Source organism: Lutibacter flavus (genome assembly GCF_900188355.1).
GTDB lineage: Bacteria > Bacteroidota > Bacteroidia > Flavobacteriales > Flavobacteriaceae > Lutibacter > Lutibacter flavus.
Map to the genome: position 1 here is coordinate 396447 of NZ_FZNX01000003.1, position 26684 is coordinate 423130.

The 26684-nt window shown below is 29.3% G+C and carries 24 protein-coding genes; 8 read left to right on the forward strand and 16 right to left on the reverse strand.

The window, feature by feature from the left end; translation table 11 throughout:
* Positions 1-22: 22 nt before the first annotated feature.
* The 7 genes from CHB63_RS10670 to CHB63_RS10700 form a co-directional block, all read right to left on the reverse strand.
* Positions 23-814, reverse strand: coding sequence for a hypothetical protein (locus CHB63_RS10670; RefSeq protein ID WP_089378441.1), 792 nt, complete (start codon positions 812-814; stop codon positions 23-25).
* A 268-nt stretch (positions 815-1082) separates the two neighbouring features.
* Positions 1083-2300, reverse strand: a complete 1218-nt coding sequence (locus tag CHB63_RS10675) for a bifunctional folylpolyglutamate synthase/dihydrofolate synthase (protein WP_089378442.1) — start codon at positions 2298-2300, stop codon at positions 1083-1085.
* 6 nt (positions 2301-2306) lie between these two features.
* Complete coding sequence (locus CHB63_RS10680) at positions 2307-3194, reverse strand: energy transducer TonB family protein (RefSeq protein WP_089378443.1); 888 nt, start codon at positions 3192-3194, stop codon at positions 2307-2309.
* A 3-nt stretch (positions 3195-3197) separates the two neighbouring features.
* Positions 3198-3590 carry an ExbD/TolR family protein gene (locus CHB63_RS10685; RefSeq protein WP_089378444.1) on the reverse strand — a complete coding sequence of 131 codons (393 nt, stop codon included), beginning with the start codon at positions 3588-3590 and terminating at the stop codon, positions 3198-3200.
* A gap of 1 nt (position 3591) precedes the next feature.
* A complete protein-coding gene (locus tag CHB63_RS10690; protein WP_089378445.1) occupies positions 3592-4284 on the reverse strand; it encodes a MotA/TolQ/ExbB proton channel family protein in 693 nt (230 codons plus the stop codon).
* 109 nt (positions 4285-4393) lie between these two features.
* The gene (gene nhaD / locus CHB63_RS10695) at positions 4394-5758 is read right to left on the reverse strand and encodes a sodium:proton antiporter NhaD (RefSeq protein WP_089378446.1); all 1365 of its coding nucleotides are present in this window, start codon (positions 5756-5758) and stop codon (positions 4394-4396) included.
* Positions 5759-5958: 200 nt separating this feature from the next.
* Positions 5959-7032 carry an anhydro-N-acetylmuramic acid kinase gene (locus tag CHB63_RS10700; protein ID WP_089378447.1) on the reverse strand — a complete coding sequence of 358 codons (1074 nt, stop codon included), beginning with the start codon at positions 7030-7032 and terminating at the stop codon, positions 5959-5961.
* A 108-nt stretch (positions 7033-7140) separates the two neighbouring features.
* Between CHB63_RS10700 and CHB63_RS10705 the strand changes: the two genes are divergently transcribed.
* Positions 7141-8283, forward strand: coding sequence for an acyl-CoA dehydrogenase (locus tag CHB63_RS10705; protein ID WP_089378448.1), 1143 nt, complete (start codon positions 7141-7143; stop codon positions 8281-8283).
* A gap of 75 nt (positions 8284-8358) precedes the next feature.
* Here CHB63_RS10705 and CHB63_RS10710 read toward each other — a convergent pair whose 3' ends face one another.
* The 5 genes from CHB63_RS10710 to CHB63_RS10730 form a co-directional block, all read right to left on the reverse strand.
* Positions 8359-10374 carry a DUF349 domain-containing protein gene (locus tag CHB63_RS10710; protein ID WP_089378449.1) on the reverse strand — a complete coding sequence of 672 codons (2016 nt, stop codon included), beginning with the start codon at positions 10372-10374 and terminating at the stop codon, positions 8359-8361.
* Between the two features lie 125 nt (positions 10375-10499).
* On the reverse strand, positions 10500-11246 hold the full coding sequence (locus tag CHB63_RS10715) for a shikimate dehydrogenase family protein (protein ID WP_089378450.1): 747 nt from the start codon (positions 11244-11246) through the stop codon (positions 10500-10502).
* Positions 11239-12261, reverse strand: coding sequence for a DUF368 domain-containing protein (locus tag CHB63_RS10720; RefSeq protein ID WP_089378451.1), 1023 nt, complete (start codon positions 12259-12261; stop codon positions 11239-11241). The genes CHB63_RS10715 and CHB63_RS10720 overlap by 8 nt, the downstream gene beginning before the upstream one ends.
* A gap of 3 nt (positions 12262-12264) precedes the next feature.
* A complete protein-coding gene (locus CHB63_RS10725; RefSeq protein ID WP_089378452.1) occupies positions 12265-13197 on the reverse strand; it encodes a DUF368 domain-containing protein in 933 nt (310 codons plus the stop codon).
* 35 nt (positions 13198-13232) lie between these two features.
* Positions 13233-14579: a tetratricopeptide repeat protein gene (locus CHB63_RS10730; RefSeq protein WP_245856914.1), complete on the reverse strand. Its 1347-nt coding sequence runs from the start codon at positions 14577-14579 to the stop codon at positions 13233-13235.
* 187 nt (positions 14580-14766) lie between these two features.
* Between CHB63_RS10730 and pyrR the strand changes: the two genes are divergently transcribed.
* Genes pyrR through CHB63_RS10755 form a run of 5 tightly spaced genes read left to right on the forward strand, consistent with a single transcriptional unit; the run spans position 14767 to position 17864 of the window.
* Positions 14767-15306, forward strand: a complete 540-nt coding sequence (gene pyrR, locus CHB63_RS10735) for a bifunctional pyr operon transcriptional regulator/uracil phosphoribosyltransferase PyrR (RefSeq protein WP_089378569.1) — start codon at positions 14767-14769, stop codon at positions 15304-15306.
* Between the two features lie 5 nt (positions 15307-15311).
* Positions 15312-16247, forward strand: coding sequence for an aspartate carbamoyltransferase catalytic subunit (locus tag CHB63_RS10740; RefSeq protein ID WP_089378454.1), 936 nt, complete (start codon positions 15312-15314; stop codon positions 16245-16247).
* 2 nt (positions 16248-16249) lie between these two features.
* Positions 16250-16582, forward strand: coding sequence for a hypothetical protein (locus CHB63_RS10745; protein ID WP_089378455.1), 333 nt, complete (start codon positions 16250-16252; stop codon positions 16580-16582).
* A gap of 17 nt (positions 16583-16599) precedes the next feature.
* Positions 16600-16950 (forward strand): T9SS type A sorting domain-containing protein, encoded by a 351-nt coding sequence (locus tag CHB63_RS10750; protein ID WP_089378456.1) that lies wholly within the window; start codon positions 16600-16602, stop codon positions 16948-16950.
* Complete coding sequence (locus CHB63_RS10755; RefSeq protein ID WP_089378457.1) at positions 16947-17864, forward strand: ribonuclease Z; 918 nt, start codon at positions 16947-16949, stop codon at positions 17862-17864. Before CHB63_RS10750 ends, CHB63_RS10755 begins: the two co-directional genes overlap by 4 nt.
* A gap of 4 nt (positions 17865-17868) precedes the next feature.
* On the opposite strand, the gene CHB63_RS10760 is transcribed toward CHB63_RS10755, so the two are convergent.
* Entirely contained in the window at positions 17869-18228 is a 360-nt protein-coding gene (locus tag CHB63_RS10760) for a CoA-binding protein (RefSeq protein WP_089378458.1), read from the reverse strand.
* 210 nt (positions 18229-18438) lie between these two features.
* Positions 18439-19446 carry a 3-oxoacyl-ACP synthase III family protein gene (locus tag CHB63_RS10765; RefSeq protein ID WP_089378459.1) on the reverse strand — a complete coding sequence of 336 codons (1008 nt, stop codon included), beginning with the start codon at positions 19444-19446 and terminating at the stop codon, positions 18439-18441.
* Between the two features lie 194 nt (positions 19447-19640).
* Between CHB63_RS10765 and CHB63_RS10770 the strand changes: the two genes are divergently transcribed.
* Positions 19641-22097, forward strand: coding sequence for an alpha/beta hydrolase family protein (locus CHB63_RS10770; RefSeq protein ID WP_089378460.1), 2457 nt, complete (start codon positions 19641-19643; stop codon positions 22095-22097).
* Positions 22098-22241: 144 nt separating this feature from the next.
* Here the strand turns inward: CHB63_RS10770 and CHB63_RS10775 are convergent, their stop codons facing one another.
* Positions 22242-22931 (reverse strand): nitroreductase family protein, encoded by a 690-nt coding sequence (locus CHB63_RS10775; protein ID WP_089378461.1) that lies wholly within the window; start codon positions 22929-22931, stop codon positions 22242-22244.
* Positions 22932-22963: 32 nt separating this feature from the next.
* Positions 22964-24532 carry a GMC oxidoreductase gene (locus CHB63_RS10780; RefSeq protein WP_089378462.1) on the reverse strand — a complete coding sequence of 523 codons (1569 nt, stop codon included), beginning with the start codon at positions 24530-24532 and terminating at the stop codon, positions 22964-22966.
* Positions 24533-24683: 151 nt separating this feature from the next.
* Between CHB63_RS10780 and htpG the strand changes: the two genes are divergently transcribed.
* Positions 24684-26573 (forward strand): molecular chaperone HtpG, encoded by a 1890-nt coding sequence (htpG, locus tag CHB63_RS10785; protein ID WP_089378463.1) that lies wholly within the window; start codon positions 24684-24686, stop codon positions 26571-26573.
* The last annotated feature ends 111 nt before the right edge of the window (positions 26574-26684 follow it).

The following is a 26684-nucleotide window of genomic DNA, read 5'->3' on the forward strand; positions in this document are numbered from 1 at the left end:
GTCAATAATTTAATATAATATATTATTTTGCGAGTTCAGGAACATTTTGGTAAATATAATCCCCATGTCCCGAAAATATCTTACTGTAACTTTTAAAAAAAGCTTTTCTTTTATCTTTATCAGGCCAATATGCCTCAACTAATTTTTGTGTTTCATCAAAAGAGCCTTCAATATCTGACAATTTATCAAAAACAAAAACTTCGATCATATCTCTACTATTAGCTCCCCACCTATGTCTATGAGTATAATAGCCTCTTAAAAAAGAATTTTTCATTGTTATATTTTCAAAATACTCATTAAATCCTTTTCCTCCTTCTCCTAATTTATTTCTTTTTACATAGTAAATTAAAGGTTTTTTAGACTCCGTTTTAAGTGGTTTTCTAAATTTTGTAGTTTGATATATCTCATCACTATGCATAGCGCTATAATAACTAGATTGTTTTTTAAAAAAAGCTTCTCTCTTATCTTTGTCCGGCCAACCTTCTTCAATTAGTCTATCCGTAATTCCACTTGCATTTTCAAGATCTTCCCAATTTTGGTAAACCGATACAAATAATATTTCTGAATTATCCGGTGTAAAATAATGTGTATAATAGCCTGAACCAATTATTAAATCATTTTTCTTTGTTACTTTATTAAAATACTCTTGCTCGGTTTTAAGCCAATCAGTATAATCAGTGTCGGGATCAGAGTTCCAATGCCCAGTAGTAATAGTTATATAAACGGGTTTATACTCTTCTTTTTCTTGAGCAACAGACGTAAAAGTAAATGTAATCAATAAAAATCCTAGCAATATTCTTTCAATTGTTTTCATGTTAAATTAATTTAGTTAGTAAATAAATTAGTAGATAGATCAATATTTAAATATGATCTAATGTAGATTTTGAAATTGCTGTTTTAAGCAATAATTAAAAAGTTAAATAATATCTCAAAAACAATGAGGTTATCAGTAGCAATAAATTGAGGTTTTGCTATAAATATCAATTAATATTGCTAATATACTAAAATTTTTGATATAAAACTACTGAAATCGTATTCGCAGAGGGGTTTAACTAAAAATCAATAATGTTTGTTATTTCAATTTAAACTACTTCTGCAACTACAAAAGTGCTTCCTCCTATAAAAATTACATCATTTTCTAAAGAATTCTTTAATGCATATTTATAAGCATCCTTTACAGAATTATAAACTTTTCCTTCTAATCCAAATTCAAAACACTTCTTTTTCAATTCCAGTGCGTCTAATCCTCTTGGAATATTTGGTTTACAAAAATAATAGATTGCTTCTTTTGGAAACAATGGAAGAATAGTAGTTAAGTCTTTATCGTTTACAACTCCAAAAACAAAATGTAATTTATTATACTTTTCTTTTCGCAATTGGTCCAAAACATATTTTAACCCTTCTTTATTATGGCCAGTATCACAAATGACTTTTGGTTCATTTTTTAAAATTTGCCATCTCCCTAAAAGTCCTGTATTTTTAACAACATGCTGTAAACCATTTATTATATGCTCCTGTGAAATATTAAATGCTTTCGTTTTTAAAATTTTAAAGGTTTCTATTGCTGTTTTAATATTATTGATCTGATAGCTTCCTTTTAAATCTGACAAATAATTCTCATTAACGTTTTTTGAAGCTAAAAATAATGGCGCTTCTTTTTCTTTGGCTATTTTTTCAAAAACAGAAAATATTTCTTCTTGATATTCTCCAATTATAACTGGAATATTTTCTTTTATAATTCCAGCTTTTTCAAAAGCAATTTCAGCTAGGGTTTCTCCTAAAAATTGAGTGTGATCTAAACCAATATTTGTAATTACAGAAACTTCTGGAGAAATAATGTTAGTAGAATCTAATCTTCCTCCTAAGCCCACTTCAATAATAGCAACATCAACATTTTGTTTTGCAAAACAATCAAATGCCAAACCGACTGTCATTTCAAAAAAAGAAAAATTATGGGCTTCTAAAAACGACTTATTCTTTTTTATAAAATTGATAACATCAATTTTTCTAATTAATTCACCATTAACTTTTATTCTTTCTCTAAAATCTTTTAAATGCGGAGAAGTATATAAACCCACTTTATAACCTGCTTCTTGTAAAACAGATGCAATCATATGGCTGGTTGAACCTTTACCATTGGTTCCAGCCACATGAATTGTTTTAAAATTTTGTTCTGGATAATTAAGATGTTTAGACAGTGCTAAACTATTGGTTAAATCCTTTTTAAATGCTGTTTTTCCTTGCCTTTGATACATTGGCAATTGCGAAAACATCCAATCTAACGTATTCGTGTAATTCATTAAAAATTATTGAGATAATGAAAATCTATATTTTATAGTACCAACTTGCTTAGAGGGCGCCTTAGCATCTGGCTGCCATTTGGTTTTTAAGGCCGCTTCTTTTGCCTGTGACAATAAACAGGCTGCTGTATTGGTTGATCCTTTTACACCGGGAGTAGCTTTTATAACCCTACCATTTACATCAACTTCTATGCTCACAACAACTAATCCCTCTTCATTACAAATGTAATTTGGCTTTGGTCTACTTAAAGGTTTTCGATTTCCTAATTGGTAATCTCCTCCAGAACCACTGCCACCATTTCCATAATAACCACTTGCATTTGGATCTCCGGTTGTGCTTCCTTTATCTCCAGATTGATTGTCGTTTCCTTCACCACCAGTAGCTGTTCCGTCAGAATTACTTACCCCGCCAATTAAAGCATCTAATTTTCTTCTTTTAGCTTCTTCTTCAGCTCTTTGTTTAGCTATTGCTGCTTGTTTTTCTCGTTCAACTCTTTCTTTTTCTAATTGAACTTTTTTTGCAATTTCATCTGCTTTTTTCTTGGCTTCTTGTTCTTTTTTAATTGCAATAGCTTCCTCATTATCTTGAGTTGCTACATCTTCAGATTTTGTGATAGCCTCTTCAACAACTTTAGGTTCACTTATTTCCTGAACTTCTTCTTGCTGTTCTTCTATAACTTTTTCTTCTGAAACAGCTGCTTTAAGTGGTTCTGTAGGTTGCACATTTCCACTACCAACATTTGATGTTCCAAAATTTACAGCAATTCCATATTCTTCTGGTGGATCTAAATATTTCATACCAAAGAAAAATAGTGCAATAAGTAACAAGCTCATAATTACACTTGTTAATGCTGCCGATTTTCTTTTATATTTTGTATTTAAAAAACTAAACATTTCTTATTTTGGTCTTACTGCTAATATTACTTTAAATCTGTTTCGGTTGGCTATATCCATTACTTTAACTGCCTTTTCAATAGGAACTCCTTCTTCTGCTCTTAAAACTATTGTTGGACTTTCTTTACCTGCCAATAATACAAGCAAATCTTGTTCCAATCTAGTTTCATTCACTTTTTTATTATCAATATAATATGCTAAATCTTTAGTTATACTAACAGCTATTGATTTTCTATTTTCAGTTTTCCCACTCGCTTTTGGCAACAAAATATCCAATGCACTTGTAGTAACTAAAGTTGAAGTTATCATAAAAAATATAAGCAGTAAAAACACAATGTCCGTCATTGACGACATGTTGAAATTAGGATTTACTTTATTTCTACCTCTAATATCCATATTAAATAGGTTCGTTTAATAAATCTAAGAACTCAACAGATTTAGCTTCCATTTCATATACTACTTTATTAGTTCTAACAACTAAATGATTGTATTGAATATATGAAATAATACCTACAATTAAACCCGCAACAGTGGTTGTCATAGCGGTATATAACCCATCTGAAAGCATTTTTATATCAATTTGACCACCTGCATTTGCAATTTCATGAATTGCGATAATCATTCCAATTACAGTCCCTAAAAAACCAATCATTGGAGCTGCTCCTGCAATAGTTGCAAGCACGCTTACATTCTTTTCAAGTTTATAAATCTCTAATCTACCGGCATTTTCAATTGCAGTATTAATATCTGCCAATGGTTTCCCTATTCTTGAAATTCCTTTTTCTATTAAATGTGAAGCTGGGGAATTTACCTGAGCACATAAAACCTTAGCTGAATCTAATTTGCCATGAGATACGTGATCTCTAATTTGATTCATAAAATTACTATCTGTTTTTGAAGCCGCTTTAATTGCAAAAAATCGCTCAAAATAAATATAAAGTGCAACTGCTAATAACACCACTAACAATGCAATAATAATTTGACCACCTAGACCACCATCCATTATTAATTTATAAATGGACAATGTTCTTTCTTCAGAAACAGCTTCGCTTAATTGTTCTCCTGAATCTTGTAATATTGTTAAAAGCATAGATTGTATTTTATTTATTTTTCTTTAACGAAAATACTTATTTAAAATTGTTGCTTATTTTTTAAATAAAAAAAAACCCAAGAATAAATTTTCTTGGGTTTAGTATATTTTAAAAGTTTCTTAAAAACATAAAGGCTACTGCCCCAACAACAAAACCTATAGCTGCCAACCAAGCTATATTTTTAAAGTACCAAAAGAAATTAATTCTTTCCATACCCATTGCAACAACTCCAGCAGCAGAACCAATAATAAGCATGCTTCCTCCTGTACCAGCTGAATATGCCACAAAATGCCATAAATGACTATCAATAGGTTCTTGGAACATTCCCATACTTGCAGCAACTAAAGGTACATTATCTACTACAGCAGATCCTACACCTAATAACATTATTACAACATCTGTATTTGGAATTATTGTTTTTAAATGCTCTGCACCAATAAATAACATTCCTAAAGATTCTAAAGCCGCAACAGCCATTAAAATACCAAAGAAAAATAATACGCTTGGCATTTCAATTTTTGATAAGGATTTATGTACAGGACTATGAAATCCTTCAGAATTATCACCTTCTATATCAATAGGATGTGATATGCTAAACTGAGATCTACTATATATTTCCGCAAAAATACCCACTACTGATAATGACAACATCATACCAACATAAGGAGGTAAATGTGTAACTGTTTTAAATATAGGCACAAAAATAATAGCTGTTAAACCTAAATATAACATTGTTGCACCATATTTACTTTTAGAACCACTTATTTCACCTTCTACAATGTCTAAGCTTCCCTTAAAAGGCTTCAAAAATGAAGCTATTAAAACAGGAACAATAACACATAATAATGAAGGAATTATTAAATATTCTATCAGCTTAACCGTAGTCACTTTTTTACCAATCCATAGCATTGTTGTTGTTACATCTCCAATTGGAGACCAGGCCCCACCAGCATTAGCCGAAATAACAATTAAACCAGCAAACCATAATCTCGTTTCTTTATCTTTTATAATCTTTTGTAAAATGGTTATCAACACAATTGTTGCAGTTAAATTATCAATTATTGCTGATAAAATAAACGCAAGACTTGCAAAAATCCATAATAGTTTTTTCTTCTTTTTAGTTTTAATATAATTTTTAAAGGTTGCAAACCCATCAAAATAATCTATAATTTCAACTATAGTCATTGCTCCTAATAAAAAAAATAAAATTTCTGCAGTTTTTCCTAAATGGTGTAACAGCGTCTCTTCCAATAAATGATGTTTCTCATCCATCCCAAACCCAGAAAAACCTTCAACTAAAGCATGTGCAGAAGAATCGAACCAATTTGTAAAATCTTCAATACCAAAAGCAACCAGTGCCCAAAGTATTGCCATCATTCCAAGAGCAGGAATAAGTTTATCTAATTTTAAATTGTGCTCTAGTGTTATGGCTAAATAACCTAATATAAAAATTATAATAATGAGTGTTTCCATACTTTTTTAAGAGTTAGTGCTTTTTAGTTAATTTTTATTTGTTTTGATTTCTTTTTGCAATAAATGATCTAATATATACTTGCAATTATTTATGCTTCTAATTAACAAATTTATTCTCTAATAATTAAAATTTTATTAAGATTTAATATTAGCGAATACTATTTTGCATATTTATCAAGCTTAGCAAATATAGTGAAAACTTAAACTATTTTAGAATAGATTTTTCCAGAACTATGGTCCTTCACTGCTCCTGTCACGCTACTTAAACAATTCACCTGATTTTCAGAGCGTAAGACACCTAAAAGTGCAAATATTAATGCTTCTTTATAATCAACAATTTCATTTGAAGGAATAACAATTTCATTTTTAGAATGGTTATTTAATTCATTTATTAAAAATTTATTGAAGGCTCCACCTCCAGTTACCAAAACTTTCGAATTTTTGTTATGCTCTAAACAGGCTGTAATTTGGATAACTACATGGGCTACAAATGTTCTTAAAATATCTTCAACTTTTAAATTTCCTTTATCAATTATTGGAAAAACAACTTCTTTCACAAATTCAAAGCCTAACGATTTTGGAACGGCTGCTGAATAAAAAGATAGATTATTTAATTCATTTAATAATGGTTGATCAACTTTTCCTGTACGCGCAATCTCTCCACCTTCATCAAAATTGAAACCCAATTGTTTTACATAATGGTTCAACACAATATTTACCGGACAAATATCAAAAGCTATTCTTTCGTTATTTTTTTGAAATGAAATATTAGCAAAGCCTCCCAAATTTAAACAATAATCATATTTTGAAAATAATAATTTATCTCCAATTGGCACTAAAGGAGCTCCTTGCCCTCCAAGTTGAACATCTTGAGTTCTAAAATTACAAATTACTTTTAAATCTGTTTTATTAACAATTTCTTGACCATCACCAATTTGAAGTGTATATCCCTCATCAGGCTTATGAAATACAGTATGACCATGGGATGCAATAAAATCAATAATATCTATCTGGTTTTTTTTTATAAATTTATTTACACAATCCCCTAAATAAATACCATATTCAATATTTAATTTTTTAATATCACTTTTTGAAGCAGAAAATGCATTTCGCAGTCTGCCTTCCCATTCATTTGAATATGGAATGGTTTCTGCGTTAATTATTTTAAATATATAATTATCATCCAATCTTGAAATATGGGTGTAAATTATATCAATTCCATCTAATGATGTTCCTGACATTAAACCGATAACATTCCAAAAATTATTTACCATAAAACATTTATTTACACTTCCTTTCAATTTACATATTTAATAAAAAAATACTTAAAAAAGGCTTATATTTACTAAATATTAAACTTTTAATTATAACTATTATTAATCATGGATTTTAATTTAACTGAAGAACAGATAATGATACGCGATGCAGCTCGTGATTTTGCTCAAAATGAGTTATTACCGGGAGTGATTGAACGCGATGAAAAACAACAATTTCCCGCCGAACAAATTAAAAAAATGGGGGAACTTGGTTTTTTAGGAATGATGGTAGACCCGAAATATGGAGGAAGTGGCTTAGATGCGGTTTCATACGTGCTTGCAATGGAAGAAATTTCCAAAATTGATGCATCCGCTTCAGTTGTAATGTCCGTAAATAATTCATTGGTTTGCTGGGGACTTGAAACATTTGGAACCGAAGAACAAAAACAAAAATATCTTGTTCCGCTTGCAACTGGTGAAATTATTGGAGCATTTTGTTTAAGTGAACCAGAAGCAGGTTCTGATGCCACATCACAACAAACAACTGCTATTGATAAAGGTGATTATTATTTATTAAACGGCACAAAAAACTGGATTACTAACGGTGGAAGTGCAAGTGTTTATTTAGTAATTGCTCAAACTCATGTTGAAAAAGGACATAAAGGAATAAATGCACTTATTGTTGAAAAAGGAATGGATGGGTTTGCTATTGGAAACAAAGAAAATAAATTAGGTATTCGGGGGTCTGATACGCATTCATTAATGTTTACAGATGTAAAAGTCCCAAAAGAAAATAGGATTGGTGAAGATGGCTTTGGATTTAAGTTTGCCATGAAAACTTTAGCAGGTGGTAGAATTGGAATTGCCTCTCAAGCTTTAGGAATTGCTTCAGGTGCATATGAATTGGCTTTAAAATATTCAAAAGAGCGTAAAGCGTTTGGTAAAGAAATTAGCCAGCATCAGGCGATTGCTTTTAAATTAGCTGATATGGCAACACAAATTGAAGCTGCTCGTCATTTATGTATAAAAGCTGCCTGGGATAAGGATGAAAAACGCAATTACGATTTAAGCAGTGCAATGGCAAAACTTTATGCTGCTGAAATGGCTATGCAAGTTACTATTGAGGCTGTACAAATTCATGGTGGTTATGGATTTGTAAAAGAATACCATGTAGAACGTTTAATGCGAGATGCAAAAATCACTCAAATTTATGAAGGCACAAGTGAAATACAAAAAATTGTAATTTCCAGAAGTATTTTAAAAGACTAAAAAAAATCAGTATTTCATAATTTTATGAAATACTGATTTTTTACTAAAACTTTTATTTAGAAAAACTTACTTATTTTAACTCTCAAGTTGTTTTAAATAATTTAATTTCGTTTTCCAAATTTCTAATTTTTCTTTATAACCATCTATTTGGTTCCTTACATTTTTAACTAACGGATTATCTTCAGATACATTTGATATAAAACCAATATTGTTTTCTAATTGTTGAATTTCTCTAACCGTTTCATCAATCTTCTTTCTAATAAATAATTGCTCAGAATCTAATTTTCTATAATCCTTTTGGTCTAAATAACTATTTACTAAGTTTTCAAACTTAATCATCTCAACCTCTTGTTTTTCGAGATCGCTTTGATCTACAATTTTATCTAACAACTTATTAAATTTAACCTCAACATGTCTCATTTCATGAGGAACTCTTCCAAGTTCACGCCAATCTTTAACAAAATCATTTAAATTATCTAATGTAATTTCTTCTTCACTTGTTAGTGCTTCTTTTATTTCCGTAAGAATCTCTTTTTTCTTAATTAAAACTTCTACTTGCTCCTGATTTCCTGCATCTTGATTTTTATGTAAACGATCAAAATAATGGTTGCAAGCGTCTTTAAACTCTTTCCAAAGTTTATCTGAATACTTTCTAGGCACGTGTCCTATTTTCTTCCAATCAGATTGAATTTTTTTCATCACTTCGGTAGTAGAATCCCATTCTTCACTATCTTTTAAAGATACCGCCTTTTCGATCAACAATTTCTTCTTATTTAAATTTTCAAAATGATCTTTTTTAACTTCCTTGAAGAATATATTTTTTTCTACATTAAATTTTCTAGTAGCTTCTTTAAATTTTGCCCAAATCTGATCACTTTTTGCCCTTGGAACTTGACCAATACTAAAAAATTTATTTCTTAAAGCTTCAATTTCATTAATACTTTTTTGCCAATCTGATCTTGTTTTATTTTTCGAAGTATCAATAGCTTCTATTGCACTAACAACTTCTAATTTCTTATCAATATTACCTTCAAATTTAGAACGCATATCCTTAAAGAAATCGTGACGATTGTCATGAACTTTCTTGGTAGCTTCACTAAACCGTTCCCAAACTTCTTCTCTATGCTCTCTTGCCACAGGACCTACATCTTCTTTCCATAATTTATGCAACACTTGAAGTTCTTTAAATGCTTCATTTACATCTTCCAACTTCACCAATTCTTCAGCTCTTACAACTAATTTAAGTTTTTCTTCAAGATTATGTTTAAAATCTAAATCTCGTAAATCATTACTTAAATGTAATAAATCATAAAAACGTTCTACATGATGATGGTATGTGCGCCATGTATCATTATATTTTGCTCTTGGAATTGGACCTATATTAACCCATTTGGATTGAATATCTTTAAACATCTTATACATAGTTGCTCCTTCAGCATTATCTATCAAATGTTTTAATTCTTCAATTACTTCAAGCTTATTCTCTAAATTAACTTTTAATCTATCTTCTTGATTTGAATAATATTCATTTCTTTTTATTTTAAAATCATAAAGAATACTATTATAAGTAGATTTAATTGGATTGTTATATTGAAAGTCTATAACATTTCCACCTTCAGCAAGAAACTTTTCCTTTTCTTCTTTTAATAATTTTCCAAATTTTAAATTGAAGATATTTTTTATCTTATTTACATTATTATTAATGCTTTGAACCTGACCTTCCTTAACGAGCCTCCCTAATTCAGCGACTAATTCTTCCAAACTTTTACCCTCATAATCAACCACATCGCCATCAACATCTTCATGATTTTCAGCGCTTTCGGCAATCTTGCTTTCAATTTCATCAACAGCAACATTTGATACTACTTTTGGCTCCTGAACTTCACTTTTTGATTCCTGCACCTCAGCTTTTGGCTCCTCAACTTCAGTTTTTGATTCCTGCACATCAGCTTTTGATTCCTGCACTTCAGCCTGTGGTTCTTGCTTTTGTTCTTGTTCTTGTTGGTCTGTGGTTTTTTCTTCTGAATTTTCAGAAACTTTAGGGGATAAACTACTTTCTTCTACGGATAATTTGTTGTCTTCGTCTAACATATTAAAATGTTTAAGGTTCAATAATTATATTCATTAATAATTCTTAATGGAAATTACAAAAATCTCCATTTTATACAAGATTCAAAAAAAAGCAAAAAGTTGCGTTAAAACTTACAGTTTATTTTCTACAAATTCCATATTTCCCATGACTTTTCAGCCTGCAACTCCAACATTTCTAATCCATTTTTTATAGTAGCTCCTTTTATCTTACCTTGTTTTAAAAATTTTGTTTCAGCTGGGTTATAAATTAAATCAAATAACAAATGTTTTTCAGATATAAACTGGTAAGGAATATTTGGTTCTTCATTAATATTTGGATGCGTTCCTATTGGTGTGCAATTAATAATAACAGTATATTCATCTATAATTTCCTTATTTAATACTGAATACAAAAAACCATTATCCATTAATCTTCTTGAAACAAACTTATATTCAATCCCTAACTTTTTCAATCCAAATGCAATAGCTTTTGAAGCTCCACCGGTTCCTAAAATTAATGCTTTTGTATGATGATTTTTTAAAAGTGGTTTTATTGAATTTATAAATCCGTAAACATCAGTGTTATAACCTACAAGCTTATGATCATCGGTGAATTTTATAGTGTTTACAGCTCCAATTTCTTTCGCATCATTTTCTATTTCATCTAAATATTGCATTACCTCTTCTTTGTATGGTATTGTAACATTAATACCACCAAATTCCTCTTCTCTATGGTAATAAATAAAAGGAAACTCTTCAATTTCCGGAATATCAAAATTTAAATATTTTAAGGTATTCAGGCCTAATTTTTCAAATTTTTCTGTAAAATATTGTCTTGAAAATGAATAAGAAATATCTTTTCCTAACAATCCAAATTTTGTTCTATTACTCATCTATAAATTCTTTGCGTTCTGTTCCATATTTATCAATTAACAATATAATTCCTATCCCTATTAAAATAAAAAATATTGCTATATAAGTTTCATTATCGGTTAAATCCGGCAAGTACCTGCTAAAATTTTCAATAATTTTTTTACCGTTTGCATCCAATAATTCTACTCCGTTTCTAACTTTATAAATTTCTCTTTTCCAAGGCCAAACCATTCCTAATGAACCAGCAATGAAGCCAATTATAATTGCTGTAACAATTTGGTGCCATCTTTTTAATACATATCCTAAAATGTGAGAGGTAACTACCAATCCAAATGCCGAACCTCCAGTAAAAGTTGCAATAATTTTAATATATCGCATTCGTTCTTCGTTATCTAAAAAACTAAAATCAAATGTAATTATTTCAGTAAAAGTTTTAACCAACATAGAAACAGAATCTACTAATAACAGGACATAATTCCCCATTAAAATTAAAATAAATGATCCTGAAAGCCCTGGTAAAGTCATTCCAGAAACTCCAATTATTCCACAGACAAAAACAAACCATAAATTATCATTTTCCTTAGCTGGAGTCATAAAACTTATTACCAGTCCTAATCCAATACCTATTATTACAGATATTATATTACTTGTTCTCCAATCATTAAAATCCTTTGAAATATAATATATTGATCCTAAAATTAATCCGAAAAAAGAACTCCAAACATACAATTCATAATGTTCCAACAAATAATCCAATACTAATGAAACACTGAAGTAACTAAACATACTACCTCCAAAAACAAGTACTAAAAAGGAACCATTTATATAATTATAAAAACTTTTAAACCTTCCATTTATTAGTAATAAAAATGCTTTATAATTTATTTTTCTAAATGAATAAATCATTTCTTCATAAAACCCTAACACAAAAGAAATTGCACCACCAGAAACTCCAGGAACTTTATTTGCTGCTCCCATAGAAAGACCTTTTAAAAAAAGGAAAAATTTATCTGATAAACTACGATCTCTCGCCATTATTTATATTTTATTTGTAGAGTTTGCTATTTTTTCTAATAATATAATAATTACAAAACCGACTACAGATAACAATATTGCCATTAATAATTGCGGGTCTCCATTAAAAGAATTTGGCAATATACTTTGCTCATTAAATGGAACTTTTATTCCGTGTGAATTTACACGCCAGGTTAGTGTTTCTTTCCAAGGCCAAATTTTATTTAATGAGCCTAGAATAAAACCAGTTAAAACAGCTAATGTTAAATTTCTATAATGATCAAATAACCATTTTAAAATTTTAGAAAATGATAACAAACCTACTATGGCTCCAATTGCCAATATTGCTAGTAATTTAAAATCTCTATTGTGAATTGCGTCTAGAACTGGTTTATAGGCACCTAATAAAACTAGAATAAAAGCTCCTGAAATTCCAGGTAAAATCATTGCGCATATTGCTAAAGCCCCTGCTAAAAACAAAAATAAAGGAGATGAATTTTCTGAAATTAATGGTTGTAATGTCGTTATATAATAAGCTAAAACCGCACCAGCAATTAATAAAAAAACTGTTAAAACATTCCATTTAGATATTTGCTTTCCAATATATAAAATACTCGCTACTACCAATCCAAAAAAGAAAGACCAAACCAAAATTGGCTTATGTTCCAACAAATATGAAATTAATTTTGAAAGTGAAACAATACTTATAAATATCCCAATTATAAGTGCTAATAAAAAACTACCATTAATTGCTTTCCAGGCAGCACTTGTTCCTTTTGTTTTCAGTAATTTAAAAGTTGTTAAATTAACTGAACTAATTGAGGTTAATAATTCTTCGTAAATACCTGAAATAAATGCTATGGTTCCTCCTGAAACTCCTGGAACTACATCTGCAGCTCCCATAGCTATTCCTTTAAGCGTAATTACCAAATATTGAAATAAATTTCTTTGTTGCATTTGCCTTTAATAAGTTTAAAGACAAATGTAATATTTTATAATGAAGTATTTTTGAATTCATTTATTATATCTGTCACTTCCTTCAACTTAAAAATTTCTGGAAATAAATCTTTAATAACAATATGATATTCAAAATCAATGCTTAATCCATTTCTTAAATATTCCTCTCCTTTGTTATAATTTTTATACATATAATAAATACAACTAAGCCTATAATCTACTTCGCAAAAATCATTAAAATACTTCTTAGCTTTTAATAAATTTTTTAAAGCATCTTCAAAATCGCCTAAATAACAAAGAACATCGCCTAAGCCAACCCAAATAGCTATGTCAAAATCTTCAAGAAAAATACAATTTTCAAAAGCTTTCACAGTTTCCTCGAAAAAATTAAGCTTTAAATTAATTTCTGCATATTTTCTCCAATATAAACTATTCTTATCATCAATTTCAATTGCTTTATTTATATAAAACAATGCTTTATTATAATCTCCTTTTGCAATTATTAATTGTGTTATTGCCAACCAACCTTTATCTAATAGTGGGTCTTCATGAACTGCTTTTTTATAATATTGAATTGCTAATGAAGTTTTGTTTAGGTTTTCATAGCACTCTCCAATTCGTAAAAAAACAAAAGAAGTTGGATCATCTAAATCTATGGTGATTTTATAATTTTCAATAGCTTCTTTATATTCTTTTAATTGCTCTAAAGTTTTTGCTTTCTCCAAATAAGCACCTACAAAATACTCATCTATTAAAACCGCATAATCAAATGCTCTTAGTGCTTCAGAATAATTTTCAACTATAAAATATTGTCTTCCTAATTGATGCCAGGCAACTTCACTATAAGGATCTTTATTAAGGTAATTATTAATATATTCTATTGCTTCCTCATGCTTATTTTGCATATCAAAGCAATAAATTACATTATATAGTGAGGAATAATCTTCAAAATCAACTTCTAAACACTTTGCAAAACTCACACGTGCTTCCTCAAAATTATCTAAATACAAAAATTCCATTCCAATCATAGATAGAATATCAGCTTCATCATCTGTATAAACCAAAGCTATTTTTAAAGAATTAATTGCACCTTGGTGATTGTCTTTTTTAGATAAAATACTTGCTTGTTGCACGTAAATTTCTTCATTAGTTGGCTCAATTGCTTGTAATTCTCTTAATAAACTTGATGCCACATCATATTCGCCATCAAAAATCATTAATTCCGCTTGCAATAATTTTAACAAAATCGAATTAGGGTGTTGTCTCAATCCTAATTTAATTGCTTTTTTAGCTAAAGAATTTTTACCTGAATCTATATAATAATGTATAATCTCCTCAAACTCAACAGAATCAAAAAAATAAACATTATTTGTTTTTAGCATAGATTCAAACTTTGATAAGGATAAATTATTTTCTTTCGGAGTTAAAGACATATCTAAGTATAAATAATTACTGTGAAATAAAAGTACAAGAACTAACAACAAACTTTATTATAAGTTCTAAATCTTTTTAACAAATTAATTAACAAAATGGTTTATATTTGTATTCCAAACAATGTTTGGTATTATAATGAGTAAAAAAATTCTACTTAACTCAAAAGAAATTCACATAATTCTTCATAGGTTAGCTTGTCAGTTAATTGAAAATCATAATGATTTTGAAAATACTGTTCTTATAGGTTTACAACCAAGAGGTATCTATTTAGCTGAGCGTTTAGTTGCAATTTTACAAAATGATTACAACATTGATTCTATAAAATTAGGACAACTAGATATTACTTTTTACCGAGATGATTTTAGACGAAGAGGCGCTCCATTAGAAGCAAATAAAACAAATATTAATTTTGTTGTTGAAGACAAAAAAGTTGTTTTTATAGATGATGTATTATTTTCAGGTAGAAGTATTAGAGCCGCTTTAACAGCAATTCAATCATTTGGAAGACCAATAGATATAGAACTATTAGTTCTTATAGATAGAAGATTTAGTAGACATTTACCAATTCAACCAGATTATAGAGGGAGACAGGTAGATGTAATAAATGAAGAAAAAGTTACCGTAAATTGGAAAGAAAAAGACGGTAAAGATGCCGTATATATTATAAACAACTAATAAGCATGAGTGAGTTAAGTGTACAAAATCTTTTAGGTATAAAACATTTAAATAAAGCTGATATTGATTTAATTTTTAAAACTGCAGATCACTTTAAAGAAGTAATAAACCGCCCAATTAAAAAAGTACCTTCGTTACGAGATATTACTATTGCAAACTTATTTTTTGAAAACAGTACTAGAACAAAACTTTCGTTTGAATTGGCTGAAAAACGTTTGTCTGCTGATGTTATAAACTTTTCAGCGAGTCAATCTTCAGTAAAAAAAGGAGAAACTTTAATCGACACTGCAAATAATATTTTATCAATGAAAGTTGATTTAATTGTGATGAGGCATCCTAATGTTGGTGCTTGCGATTTTTTATCAAAACACGTAGATGCAAAAATTGTTAATGCAGGAGATGGTACTCATGAACATCCCACACAAGCATTACTCGATTCCTATTCAATTAGAGAAAAATTGGGTAGTGTAAATGGTAAAAAAGTTGTTATTGTAGGTGATATTTTACACTCCCGTGTTGCACTTTCTAACATTTACGCCTTAAAACTGCAAGGCGCCGAAGTTAAAGTTTGTGGTCCAAAAACATTAATCCCTAAATACATTGAACATTTAGGTGTTCAAGTAGAATATAACATTACAAAAGCATTAGAATGGTGTGATGTTGCAAATGTACTTCGTGTTCAAAATGAAAGAATGGCAATTAATTATTTTCCATCAACAAGAGAATACTCACAATTATTTGGAATAAATAAAAAATTATTAGACAATCTTGGCAAGAAAATTGTAATTATGCATCCAGGACCAATAAATAGAGGTGTTGAAATTACAAGTGATGTTGCAGATGCAGATCAATCAATTATTTTACATCAAGTTGAAAATGGAGTAGCAATTAGAATGGCTGTTATTTATTTACTTGCCCAACAAATTGAAAGACACAAATAAGAATGATAATTACAAAAACTGAAAAATATACCTTATTAAAACCAGACGAAAATTCGATAGATTTATTTTTTGAATCATTTAAAACTAAGTATTCGAAATTTGAAGGCGAACATTTAATTTTAGATTTTTCAGAAAAAATTAACACAAAATTAAAAGATTTATTGTTATTTTTGGAGTTAAGTTCTCAACATAGAGAAAACGGCACAAGTTTTGTGCTAATTTGTAAAGGAATTGATATAGATGAAATTCCTGAAGAAATTAATGTTGTACCAACAATTACAGAGGCTGTAGACATTTTAGAAATGGATGCAATTGAACGGGATTTAGGATTTTAAAACGAAGTTGCTTATTGATGAAAAAATTACTTTTAATAACATTTTTACTTTTAATAACCTTTTCTTTTGCGCAACAAAAAGAAAAAGACAGTATTGTTATTAAAAATACAGTAACATTATCTTCTGTTTCTGCATATCCTAACCCATTTACAATTAAAACTAAAATTAATTTCCGCTCTAACAAAAATCAATTAGTAGAATTTACAGTTAAAAACCTTTTAGGAAAAACTGTTTATGGCGAAAGAATTGATTCTAAATATGGTATGAATTCAATCTCTTTTAATCGCGATAACTTAACTAAAGGGATGTATATTTACTCTTTACAAACCGAAACTGAAGTTGTATCAAAAAGATTGGTGATTAGATGAGTTTAAAACTCACTATTTTAGGTTGTCATTCTGCTACACCGAGAGTTAATGCAAATCCTACAGCTCAATTTTTAGAAATAAAAAATCATAATTTTTTAATAGATTGTGGAGAAGGTACTCAAGTACAACTTCGTAAATATGGAATTAAATTTTCAAAAATCAATCATATTTTTATTTCCCATTTACATGGAGATCATTTTTATGGTTTGGTTGGTTTAATATCAACATTCAGACTTTTAAACAGAGAAAATGAACTTCATGTTTATGGTCCAAAAGGCATTAAAGAAATAATTACATTACAATTAAAACTTTCCAGCTCTTGGACTCAATATCCATTATATTTTCATGAACTTTCTTCGGATAAAAGCGAACTCATTTTTGAGGATGCAAAAGTAGAAGTGCATACAATTCCATTAGATCACAGAGTTTATACAAACGGTTTTTTATTTAAAGAAAAAATAGGTGAACGCAAATTAGATATGAACGCTATTTCAAACTATAAAGAAATTGAAATTTGTGATTATCAAAACCTGAAAAATGGAAGAGATTTTAAATTAAATAATGGAACAATTATAAAAAATAAAGAATTAACTAAAGATCCTTCAAATCCAAAAAGTTATGCTTTTTGTAGTGACACTTCTTATTTTCCAGAAATTGTACCAATTATAAAAAATGTAAATTGCTTATACCACGAAGCTACTTTTTTAAAAAACAAAGAGGCTCTTGCTAATACAACTAAGCACTCCACTGCTGCACAAGCTGCAAGTATTGCCAAACTGGCTGATGTTGATCAATTAATTATTGGGCATTATAGCGGGAGATATAAAAACAAAGAAGATTTTCAGGTTGAAGCGCAAGAAATTTTTGAAAATACCCAATTAGCTATCGAAGGCAAAGTATTTGAAATTCTATAATAATTTAATATTCCCCGATACTTAATAAAACTAAAGTACAGGCTCTTTCAAAATCAATTTTGTTCTTATTTAGTAAACTTTCTAATTCTACATTTTCTGTTCCTGGATTAAAAATAACACGTTTTGGGTTTATTTTTAAAAAATAATCATAATACTCCTCTTGATTTTTTTTATTTAAATATAAAGTGATTGTATCTATATTTTTAAATACTTTTTTATTCGCAAATATTTTAACCCCATTAACATCCCCTTCTTTTCTTCCTATTGCTTTTACCTTTATTCTATTAGCTAATAGCCTATTTATTGCAATATTAGAATATCTGTTTGGGTTAGTTGAGGCTCCTATCACTAAAGTTTTTTTCATTATAAATTAACTAATTAACTATTCTTTAACATTTTAAGTGTAATATTTAAAGGGAACAGTCGTCTTTATTATGTAACTTTTAATTAAATAAAAACTTCAAAATATTAAAAAGGATATTGAAATTATTTGAATTAATTTATTAATACCTTTTAAAAAAGCCTCTAAACTTGCAGTTAGAGGCTTTTTATTTTTTTTATATCTCAAAAAGTATTACCATCTAATAATTACACTTCCCCAAGTAAACCCGCTACCAAATGCAGCCAAAACTACTAAATCGTTGTCTTTTATTTTACCTTTTTCCCAAGCTTCCGTTAAAGCAATAATTACAGAAGCAGCTGTTGTATTACCATACTTCATTATATTATTATAAACTTGATCATCTTCCAATTTAAATTTCCTTTGAATAAATTGAGAAATACGTAAATTAGCTTGATGAGGAATTAACATATTAATGTCCGAAACTTGTAAATTATTGGCTTCCAAACCAGCCATAATAGCTTCCGAAAAACGAACTACAGCATGTTTAAACACAAATGTACCATTCATATATGGATAATAAGATTCGTCATTTTCATCATTTGCTGCAATTATTTCAGGCACCCAGTGTCTAATACTTGGAGCTAATACTGTTAGTTCTTCAGCATGCTTTCCTTCAGAAAATAAATGAGATGACAAAATTCCTTTTGTATTATCTTCAGTTCTAGATAACACTGCCGCTCCTGCTCCATCACCAAAAATAACAGAAACTCCTCGTCCTCTAGTTGATTTATCTAAACCACCTGAGTGGAACTCAGATCCAACAACTAAAATATTTTTATACATTCCTGTTTTTATAAATTGATCTGCAACAGACATCGCATAAATAAAACCAGAACATTGATTTCTAACATCTAATGCTCCAACGGTTCTTAATCCAAGCATTTCTTGAATTTGAACTCCACAACCTGGAAAATAATAATCTGGACTTAACGTTGCAAATACAATAAAGTCTATATCTTCATTCTTTAAACCAGATCTTTCAATTGCAATTCTAGATGCTTTTGCACCCATAACAGCAGAAGTATCTTCACTCCCTTCTTCAATCCATCTTCGCTCCTTAATTCCTGTTCTTTCCTGAATCCATTCATCATTGGTATCCATAAATTTTGCCAAATCATCATTGGTAACAACATTTTCAGGAACATAATAACCAAGACCCGTTATTTTCGAATTATACATAATTTTTGATATTAGTTTTAATAAATTCAAACATAGTGAAAACTTCATATTTTAACAACTATATTTTTATTAATTCCTAAATTTTTAACGTTTCAAAAAAGTTTAAAATTTGCTTTTAACATTTCCTTAATAAGATTAAAATAACGTTTTATTAGTTTTGATATAATTACATTTTTAATCAAACACAAATAATTATGAAAAATTTACTTTTTGTAATCGTCATGTTTTTAGGCTCAATCCTATATTCCCAAGAAAACATAACTTACCAAAAACCACCACAAGAAATTTTAGAACTTGCCGAAGCACCATTAGCTCCTTCAATTAGAATGGACAACAAAGGTGAAAAAATCGTTTTTTTATACCGGAGTAATTTTAAAAATATTGAAGAACTTTCAGAAACCGAAATGCGTTTGGGAGGCCTAAGAATAAACCCGGTAACCAATATTGGTAGTAGACAAAATTATTATACAAATATTAAAGTTAGTTTAGGTAGAAATGAAAAAGAAGAAACCATAAACGGTTTACCCGAAAATGGAAGATTTGCTTACTTTACTTGGTCTCCTAATCAAAATAAAATGGCCTTTACAAATACTGTTTCCAATGGAGTTGAACTTTGGGTTTTAGATCTAAAAACAAAATCAGCAACAAAATTAACTGAAGCAAATCTAAACGCCAATACAGGAAGTCCTTTTTCTTGGTTCAAAGACAACAATTCTTTACTCGTAAAATTAATTTCAAAAGAGAAAAAATCTCTAATTGATACAAAAACTGCGATTCCTTCCGGACCAACAATATCAATAAGTGAAGAAGGTAAAAAAGCCCAAAATAGAACATATCAAGATTTATTAAAAAACAAAAGTGATGAGCATAATTTTGAACAATTAGCTTTATCTGAAATATATAAAGTGAACCTAAATGGTGATAAAATCTTATGGAAAGAAAGTGATATGTATAGAAGTCTTTCATTTTCACCTGATGGGAACTATATTATGGCCACAACAATAAATAAACCTTTTTCATATTTAGTTCCTTATAGAAGATTCCCTTCAAAAACAAACATTTATAACACCCAAGGAAATCTTGTAAATACTATTTTAGAGGTTCCACTTATAGAAGATTTACCAAAAGGATTTATGTCTGTAAGAAAAGGAAAAAGAAATCTTTCATGGAGAGATGATAAACCTGCAACTCTTTATTGGTGTGAAGCTTTAGATGAAGGAGACCCAGCTAAAGAAGTTGAATACAGAGATGAAGTATTTGAGTTAAATGCACCATTTACAGGAAAAGAAACTTCATTATTTAAAACTATTGGTCGTTTTTATGATATTGAATGGGGAAATGATAAAACAGCGATTGCCCATGATTATTGGTGGAATACAAGAAATACAAAATCTTATTTATTTAACCCTTTAGATAACACTATAAAACCTGAAATTATTTCTGATAGAAATTATCAAGATCGTTATAATGATCCCGGTACCTTTGTAACTAAAAGAAATAAATTTGGACGTTATACATTAGACTTAGTTGATGATAATGCCTATTTAATTGGAGATGGTTTTAGTGAAAAAGGTAAGTTCCCATTTATTGATGAAATTAGTTTAAGCAATCTAAAAACCAACAGATTATACCAATCTAGCTTAATAGATAAAGTTGAAGGTATCTCTTATGCTTTAGATATGAAAAAAGGAGAAGTTTTGGTTAGAATTGAATCTAAAAATGAATATCCTAATTATTATGTAAGAAATATTAAAGGTCAAAATAAATTAGTTCCTGTAACTCATTTTGAAAACCCTTTTAAAAGCATACAAGATGTTCATAAAGAAGTAATTAAATATAAACGTGAAGATGGATTAGAATTATCTGGAACTTTATATCTACCTAAAGATTTCGAAAAAGGCAAAAAATACCCAATGGTTATGTGGGCATATCCGGAAGAATTTAAAGATAAAAGTAGTGCTGGGCAAAGTACTTCTAACTCAAATGAATTCACATATCCTTGGTACGGATCTCCTATTTACTGGGTAACTAGAGGCTATGTTGTACTTGATGATGCCTCATTTCCTATTGTTGGAGAAGGAGATGAAGAACCAAACGATACGTTTATTAAACAGCTAGTTTCTAATGCTAAAGCCGCAATTGATGCAGTAGACAATTTAGGTTATATTGATAGAAACAAAGTTGCCGTTGGTGGACATTCTTATGGTGCCTTTATGACAGCTAATTTATTATCACATTCAAATTTATTTGCTGCAGGAATTGCAAGAAGTGGTGCTTATAATAGAACATTAACTCCATTTGGTTTTCAAAGCGAAGAGCGCAACTACTGGGAAGCACCTCATATTTACTATAATATGTCACCTTTTATGCACGCTGATAAAATGAAAACTCCGTTACTTCTTGTACATGGTGAAGCAGATAATAATTCGGGAACTTATCCATTACAAAGTGAGCGTTATTTTAATGCCTTAAAAGGACTAGGCGCACCTGTACGTTTGGTAATGTTACCAAAAGAAAGTCACGGTTATAGAGCAAAAGAATCTGTTTTGCATATGCTTTGGGAACAAGATCAATGGTTAGAAAAACATGTAAAAAACAGAGCAACAGAAGAACAAGCAATTATTCAAAAAGAAAAAGAAATAAAACATTAATTATTGAAAATTCATAATTTAAAAAAAGTTCTAAAAATAAATTATTAAAATTTATTTTGTCAAACTGAGCTTGTCGAAGTTATAAAATGTTAAAATATTTCGACGGGCTCAATATGACATTAAATTTACCTTTGAGACAGCCTTTTAATATAATTTCATAACAACATCAAGTGATTTCCTTTTAATATCGGGCACATATGTTTTTTCAGCTTCATAACCAACAGGTAATAATAAAAAAGCGCGCTCATTATTTGGTCGGTTTAATATTTTTTCTAAAAACCTCATTGGACTAGGCGTATGTGTTAATGTTACCAATCCTGCATTATGAATTGCTGAGATTAAAAACCCACAGGCCAAACCAACAGATTCGTTTACATAATAATTCTGATGCTTTTTTCCTTCTGAATCAATTTCATAAGGACGCTTAAAAACTATAATTAAATAGGGTGCTTTTTCTAAAAATGGCTTGTTTGCATCTGTGCCCAAATGTTTTAAATCGTTGAGCCACTCATCACTCATTCTTTCAGAATAGCTTTTTCGCTCTTCTTCTTCAGCAGCAAATCTAATTTTCTTTTTAATTTCAGCACTTTTCACAACACAAAATGTCCAAGGTTGTTTATTAGCTCCTGATGGTGCCGTTGAAGCTGTTTTAATTAAGTTTTCAATTACTTCAATCGGAATATCTTTCTCTGAAAAATCACGAATAGACCTTCGCTTGTTTAAATTATTATAAAGACTTTTCGATTTTCTCAACATTTCCTGTTCATCAAAACTTTCTTGTATATGTCTTATATGTTTAAAACCATCTACTAAAATAAAATCATTCGTATTCATAAATTCTATAATTTATATTCAAATAAAATATCCTATTTTTCTTTTGAAGGAATTTTACTCATTGCATGTTCTGTTATTGCTGTTATTGAAAGAGACGGATTAACACCTGGATTGGCTGAAATAATAGAACCATCACAAACCAACATATTTTTATATCCAAAAACTTGATTGTTTTTATCAATTACGCCTTCAGAAATATCTTTTCCCATAACTGCACCGCCTAAAATATGTGCCGTTGTTGGAGAACCCAAAAGGGCGTCAGTAAAATTAGCATACGGAATTCCTTTTACTTTTTTACCAAATTGTTTGCCCAACAAGAGCGCTTCCGAAATAAATGCATTTGGTTTTTCACCTTGTTCAGTCACCGTCTTCATTTTGGTTAATTTACCCAATTTTATTCTTAACGTGCTATCCAAAGTTTGCATAAACAACAAAACTGTTGTTCTTTTTGCATAACTCCTAGCAAATATGGTTTTAAATATTTTAAATGGATTTTTTAAAAACAACAATAAAACTCCCAAAAATCTAAATAGCACAAATTTATTATGAATGGTTGGAACTGTTAAGACTCTAAAAAAGCCAGAACCTTCGCCATAGCGAACAGGCTCTAAATGACTGTTTTCATCGGTATGTAAAATAGATCCAATTGCCAATCCTTTAGAATAATCTTTTGGCTTTTTTTCTGTGGATGTTACCACTAATAATGATTCATTATTTGTTCTTACATTACAACCAACCTTGTCAGATAAATTGGGTAATGAATTTTCTTTTAATTTTAAAAGTAGTGGAACTGTTCCCATTACTCCACCAGAAAAAATTACTCCTTTTGTAGTAATAAAATCTTGTTGTTTTTTTCCAACACTCGATTTAAATTCAATTTTGTATCCATTAGAACCATCACTTGTTCCTATAGTTGAAACATTAAAAACTTCTTTTTCTGCAATAATTTTAGTACCCAATTTTTGAGCTAAATACAAATAATTTTTATCTAAACTGTTTTTTGAATTATACCTGCAACCAGTCATACATGCTCCACAATGTATGCATCCTGTTCTATCTGGACCTTCTCCATTAAAATAAGGGTCTTTTACTGCTTTTCCTGCATCACCGAAATAAACTGCCACTTTTACTGCCTCAAAATTATTTTCTTTTCCAAGGTCTTTGGCAATTTCTTTAACAGTTAAATCAGCTGCATATAGTTTTGGATTTTGTGCAGCACCTAACATTTTATAAGCAGTTTCATAAAAGGGTTTTAATTCTAATTCCCAACTATTCAGTTTTGCCCAACTTCCAGAGTTAAAAAAATTACTTTTTGGAACAGGCAATGTGTTTGCATAAGTTAAAGAACCTCCACCAACTCCAACCCCAGATAAAACGGTAACATGATTTAAAAAAGTCATTTTAAAAAAACCTTTTAAATTTAATTTAGGTTCCCAAATCCATTTTTTTAAATTCCAATTTGTCTTTGGAAAATCTTCACTTTTAAACCATTTCCCCTTTTCAATAACCAGCACTTTATAACCTTTTTCTGATAAACGCAATGCACTTACAGAGCCACCAAACCCGCTGCCAATAATTATGTAATCAAAATTATTTTTCATAAGTTTTTAAATGTAGTTCTAAAAATTTATTTCTACAAGTCAGTATAATTATAAAATTTTAATAATAGTGTCAGTTTGTCACAGATACCAGTTTGGTATTCTATTTGACAATTAGAAAGCATTAAACTAATAAATTTAAAAATAAAAAAATATGGCAACTGGAAATATTAATGTAACTGCTGAAAATATTTTTCCTATCATTAAAAAATTCTTGTATTCAGATCACGAAATATTTTTACGTGAGTTGATTTCAAATGCAACGGATGCAACTTTAAAATTAAAACACTTATCAACTTTAGGTGAAATTAAAGGTGATATTGGAAATCCAATAATTGAAATAAAGGTAGATAAAGATAAAAAGGAAATAAGAATTATTGACCAAGGAGTTGGTATGACTGGTGAGGAAGTTGAAAAATACATTAACCAAGTCGCTTTTTCTGGAGCTGAAGAGTTTGTTGAAAAATATAAAGACAAAGTTGAAGATTCAGGAATTATTGGTCACTTTGGTTTAGGTTTTTACTCTTCTTTTATGGTAGCTGAAAAAGTAGAAATTTTCTCAAAATCGTTTGCTGAAGGTTCAAAAGCAGTTCGTTGGGAATGTGATGGAAGTCCAAAATATACTCTAGAGGAATCTGATAGAACAGAAAGAGGAACTGAAATTGTTTTACATATTGATGATGATTCTTTAGAATTTTTAGAAGAAAGTAAAATTAATGAGCTTTTAAATAAGTACAATAAGTTTATGCCTATTCCAATTAAATTTGGAACTAAGGAAGAAGCTTTACCTTTACCAGAAGGCGCTGCGGACGATGCAAAACCTGAAACAATTACAGTAGATAATATTGTAAACAATCCAAACCCAGCTTGGACAAAAAACCCTACTGAATTAAGTGATGAAGATTATAAGGTGTTTTACAGAGAAATGTATCCAATGCAGTTTGAAGAGCCTTTATTTAACATTCACTTAAATGTAGATTACCCTTTTAACTTAACTGGTATTTTATACTTCCCAAAGCTTAGTAGAAATATTGATCAATCAAAAGACAAAATTCAGTTGTACCAAAATCAAGTTTTTGTAACTGATAATGTTGAAGGTATTGTGCCTGACTTTTTACAAATGTTAAGAGGAGTTATTGACTCTCCAGATATTCCATTAAACGTTTCCAGATCTTATTTACAAGCTGATGGAGCTGTTAAAAAGATCTCAAGCTATATCACCCGTAAAGTTGCAGATAAACTAATTAGTTTATTTAAAAACGACCGTAAAGCTTTTGAAGAAAAATGGGACGATATTAAAATTATTATTGAGTACGGAATGCTTTCTGAAGATAAATTCTTCGAAAAATCTGACAAATTTGCATTGTACCCAACAGTAGATAAAGAGTACTTTACTTTAGAAGAATTAATTGAAGAAATTAAACCAGCTCAAACAGATAAGGATAATAAAGTAGTTATTTTATATGCTTCGGATGTAAAATCTCAACATAGTTATATCGATGCTGCGAAAGAAAAAGGATACCAAGTATTATTATTAGATTCTCCAATTGTTTCGCATTTAATTCAAAAATTAGAAGGAAGCAAAGAAAATATTCAATTTGTAAGAGTAGATTCAGATCACGTTGACAACTTAATTAAAAAGGACGAACAACAATTGAGCAAACTTTCTGACGAAGAAAAAGAAACGTTAAAGCCAATTATTGAAGAAGCTATTCCAAAGGAAACTTATACTGTTCAATTAGAAGCTATGGATTCTAATGCTAATCCGTTTATGATTACGCAACCAGAATTTATGCGTAGAATGAAAGAAATGCAAGCTACTGGAGGTGGTGGAATGATGGGAATGGGTAATTTCCCTGAAATGTACAATTTGGTTGTTAATACAAACAACGAATTGGTTGGTGAAATTTTAAACACTAAAACTAAAAAGAAACAAGAACGTTTAATTCAACAAGCATTTGATTTAGCAAAACTATCTCAAGGCCTATTACACGGTGAAGAATTAACTAAGTTTATTAAACGTAGTTTTCAAATGGTAAAATAAGAAATTAAATAATTTTTAGAAAAGCCTTAACAATTGTTAAGGCTTTTTTTTATTATTTTTACCTCCAAATTAAGCTTTTACCACTATTGGCATTTTTTTTGCTATTAAATG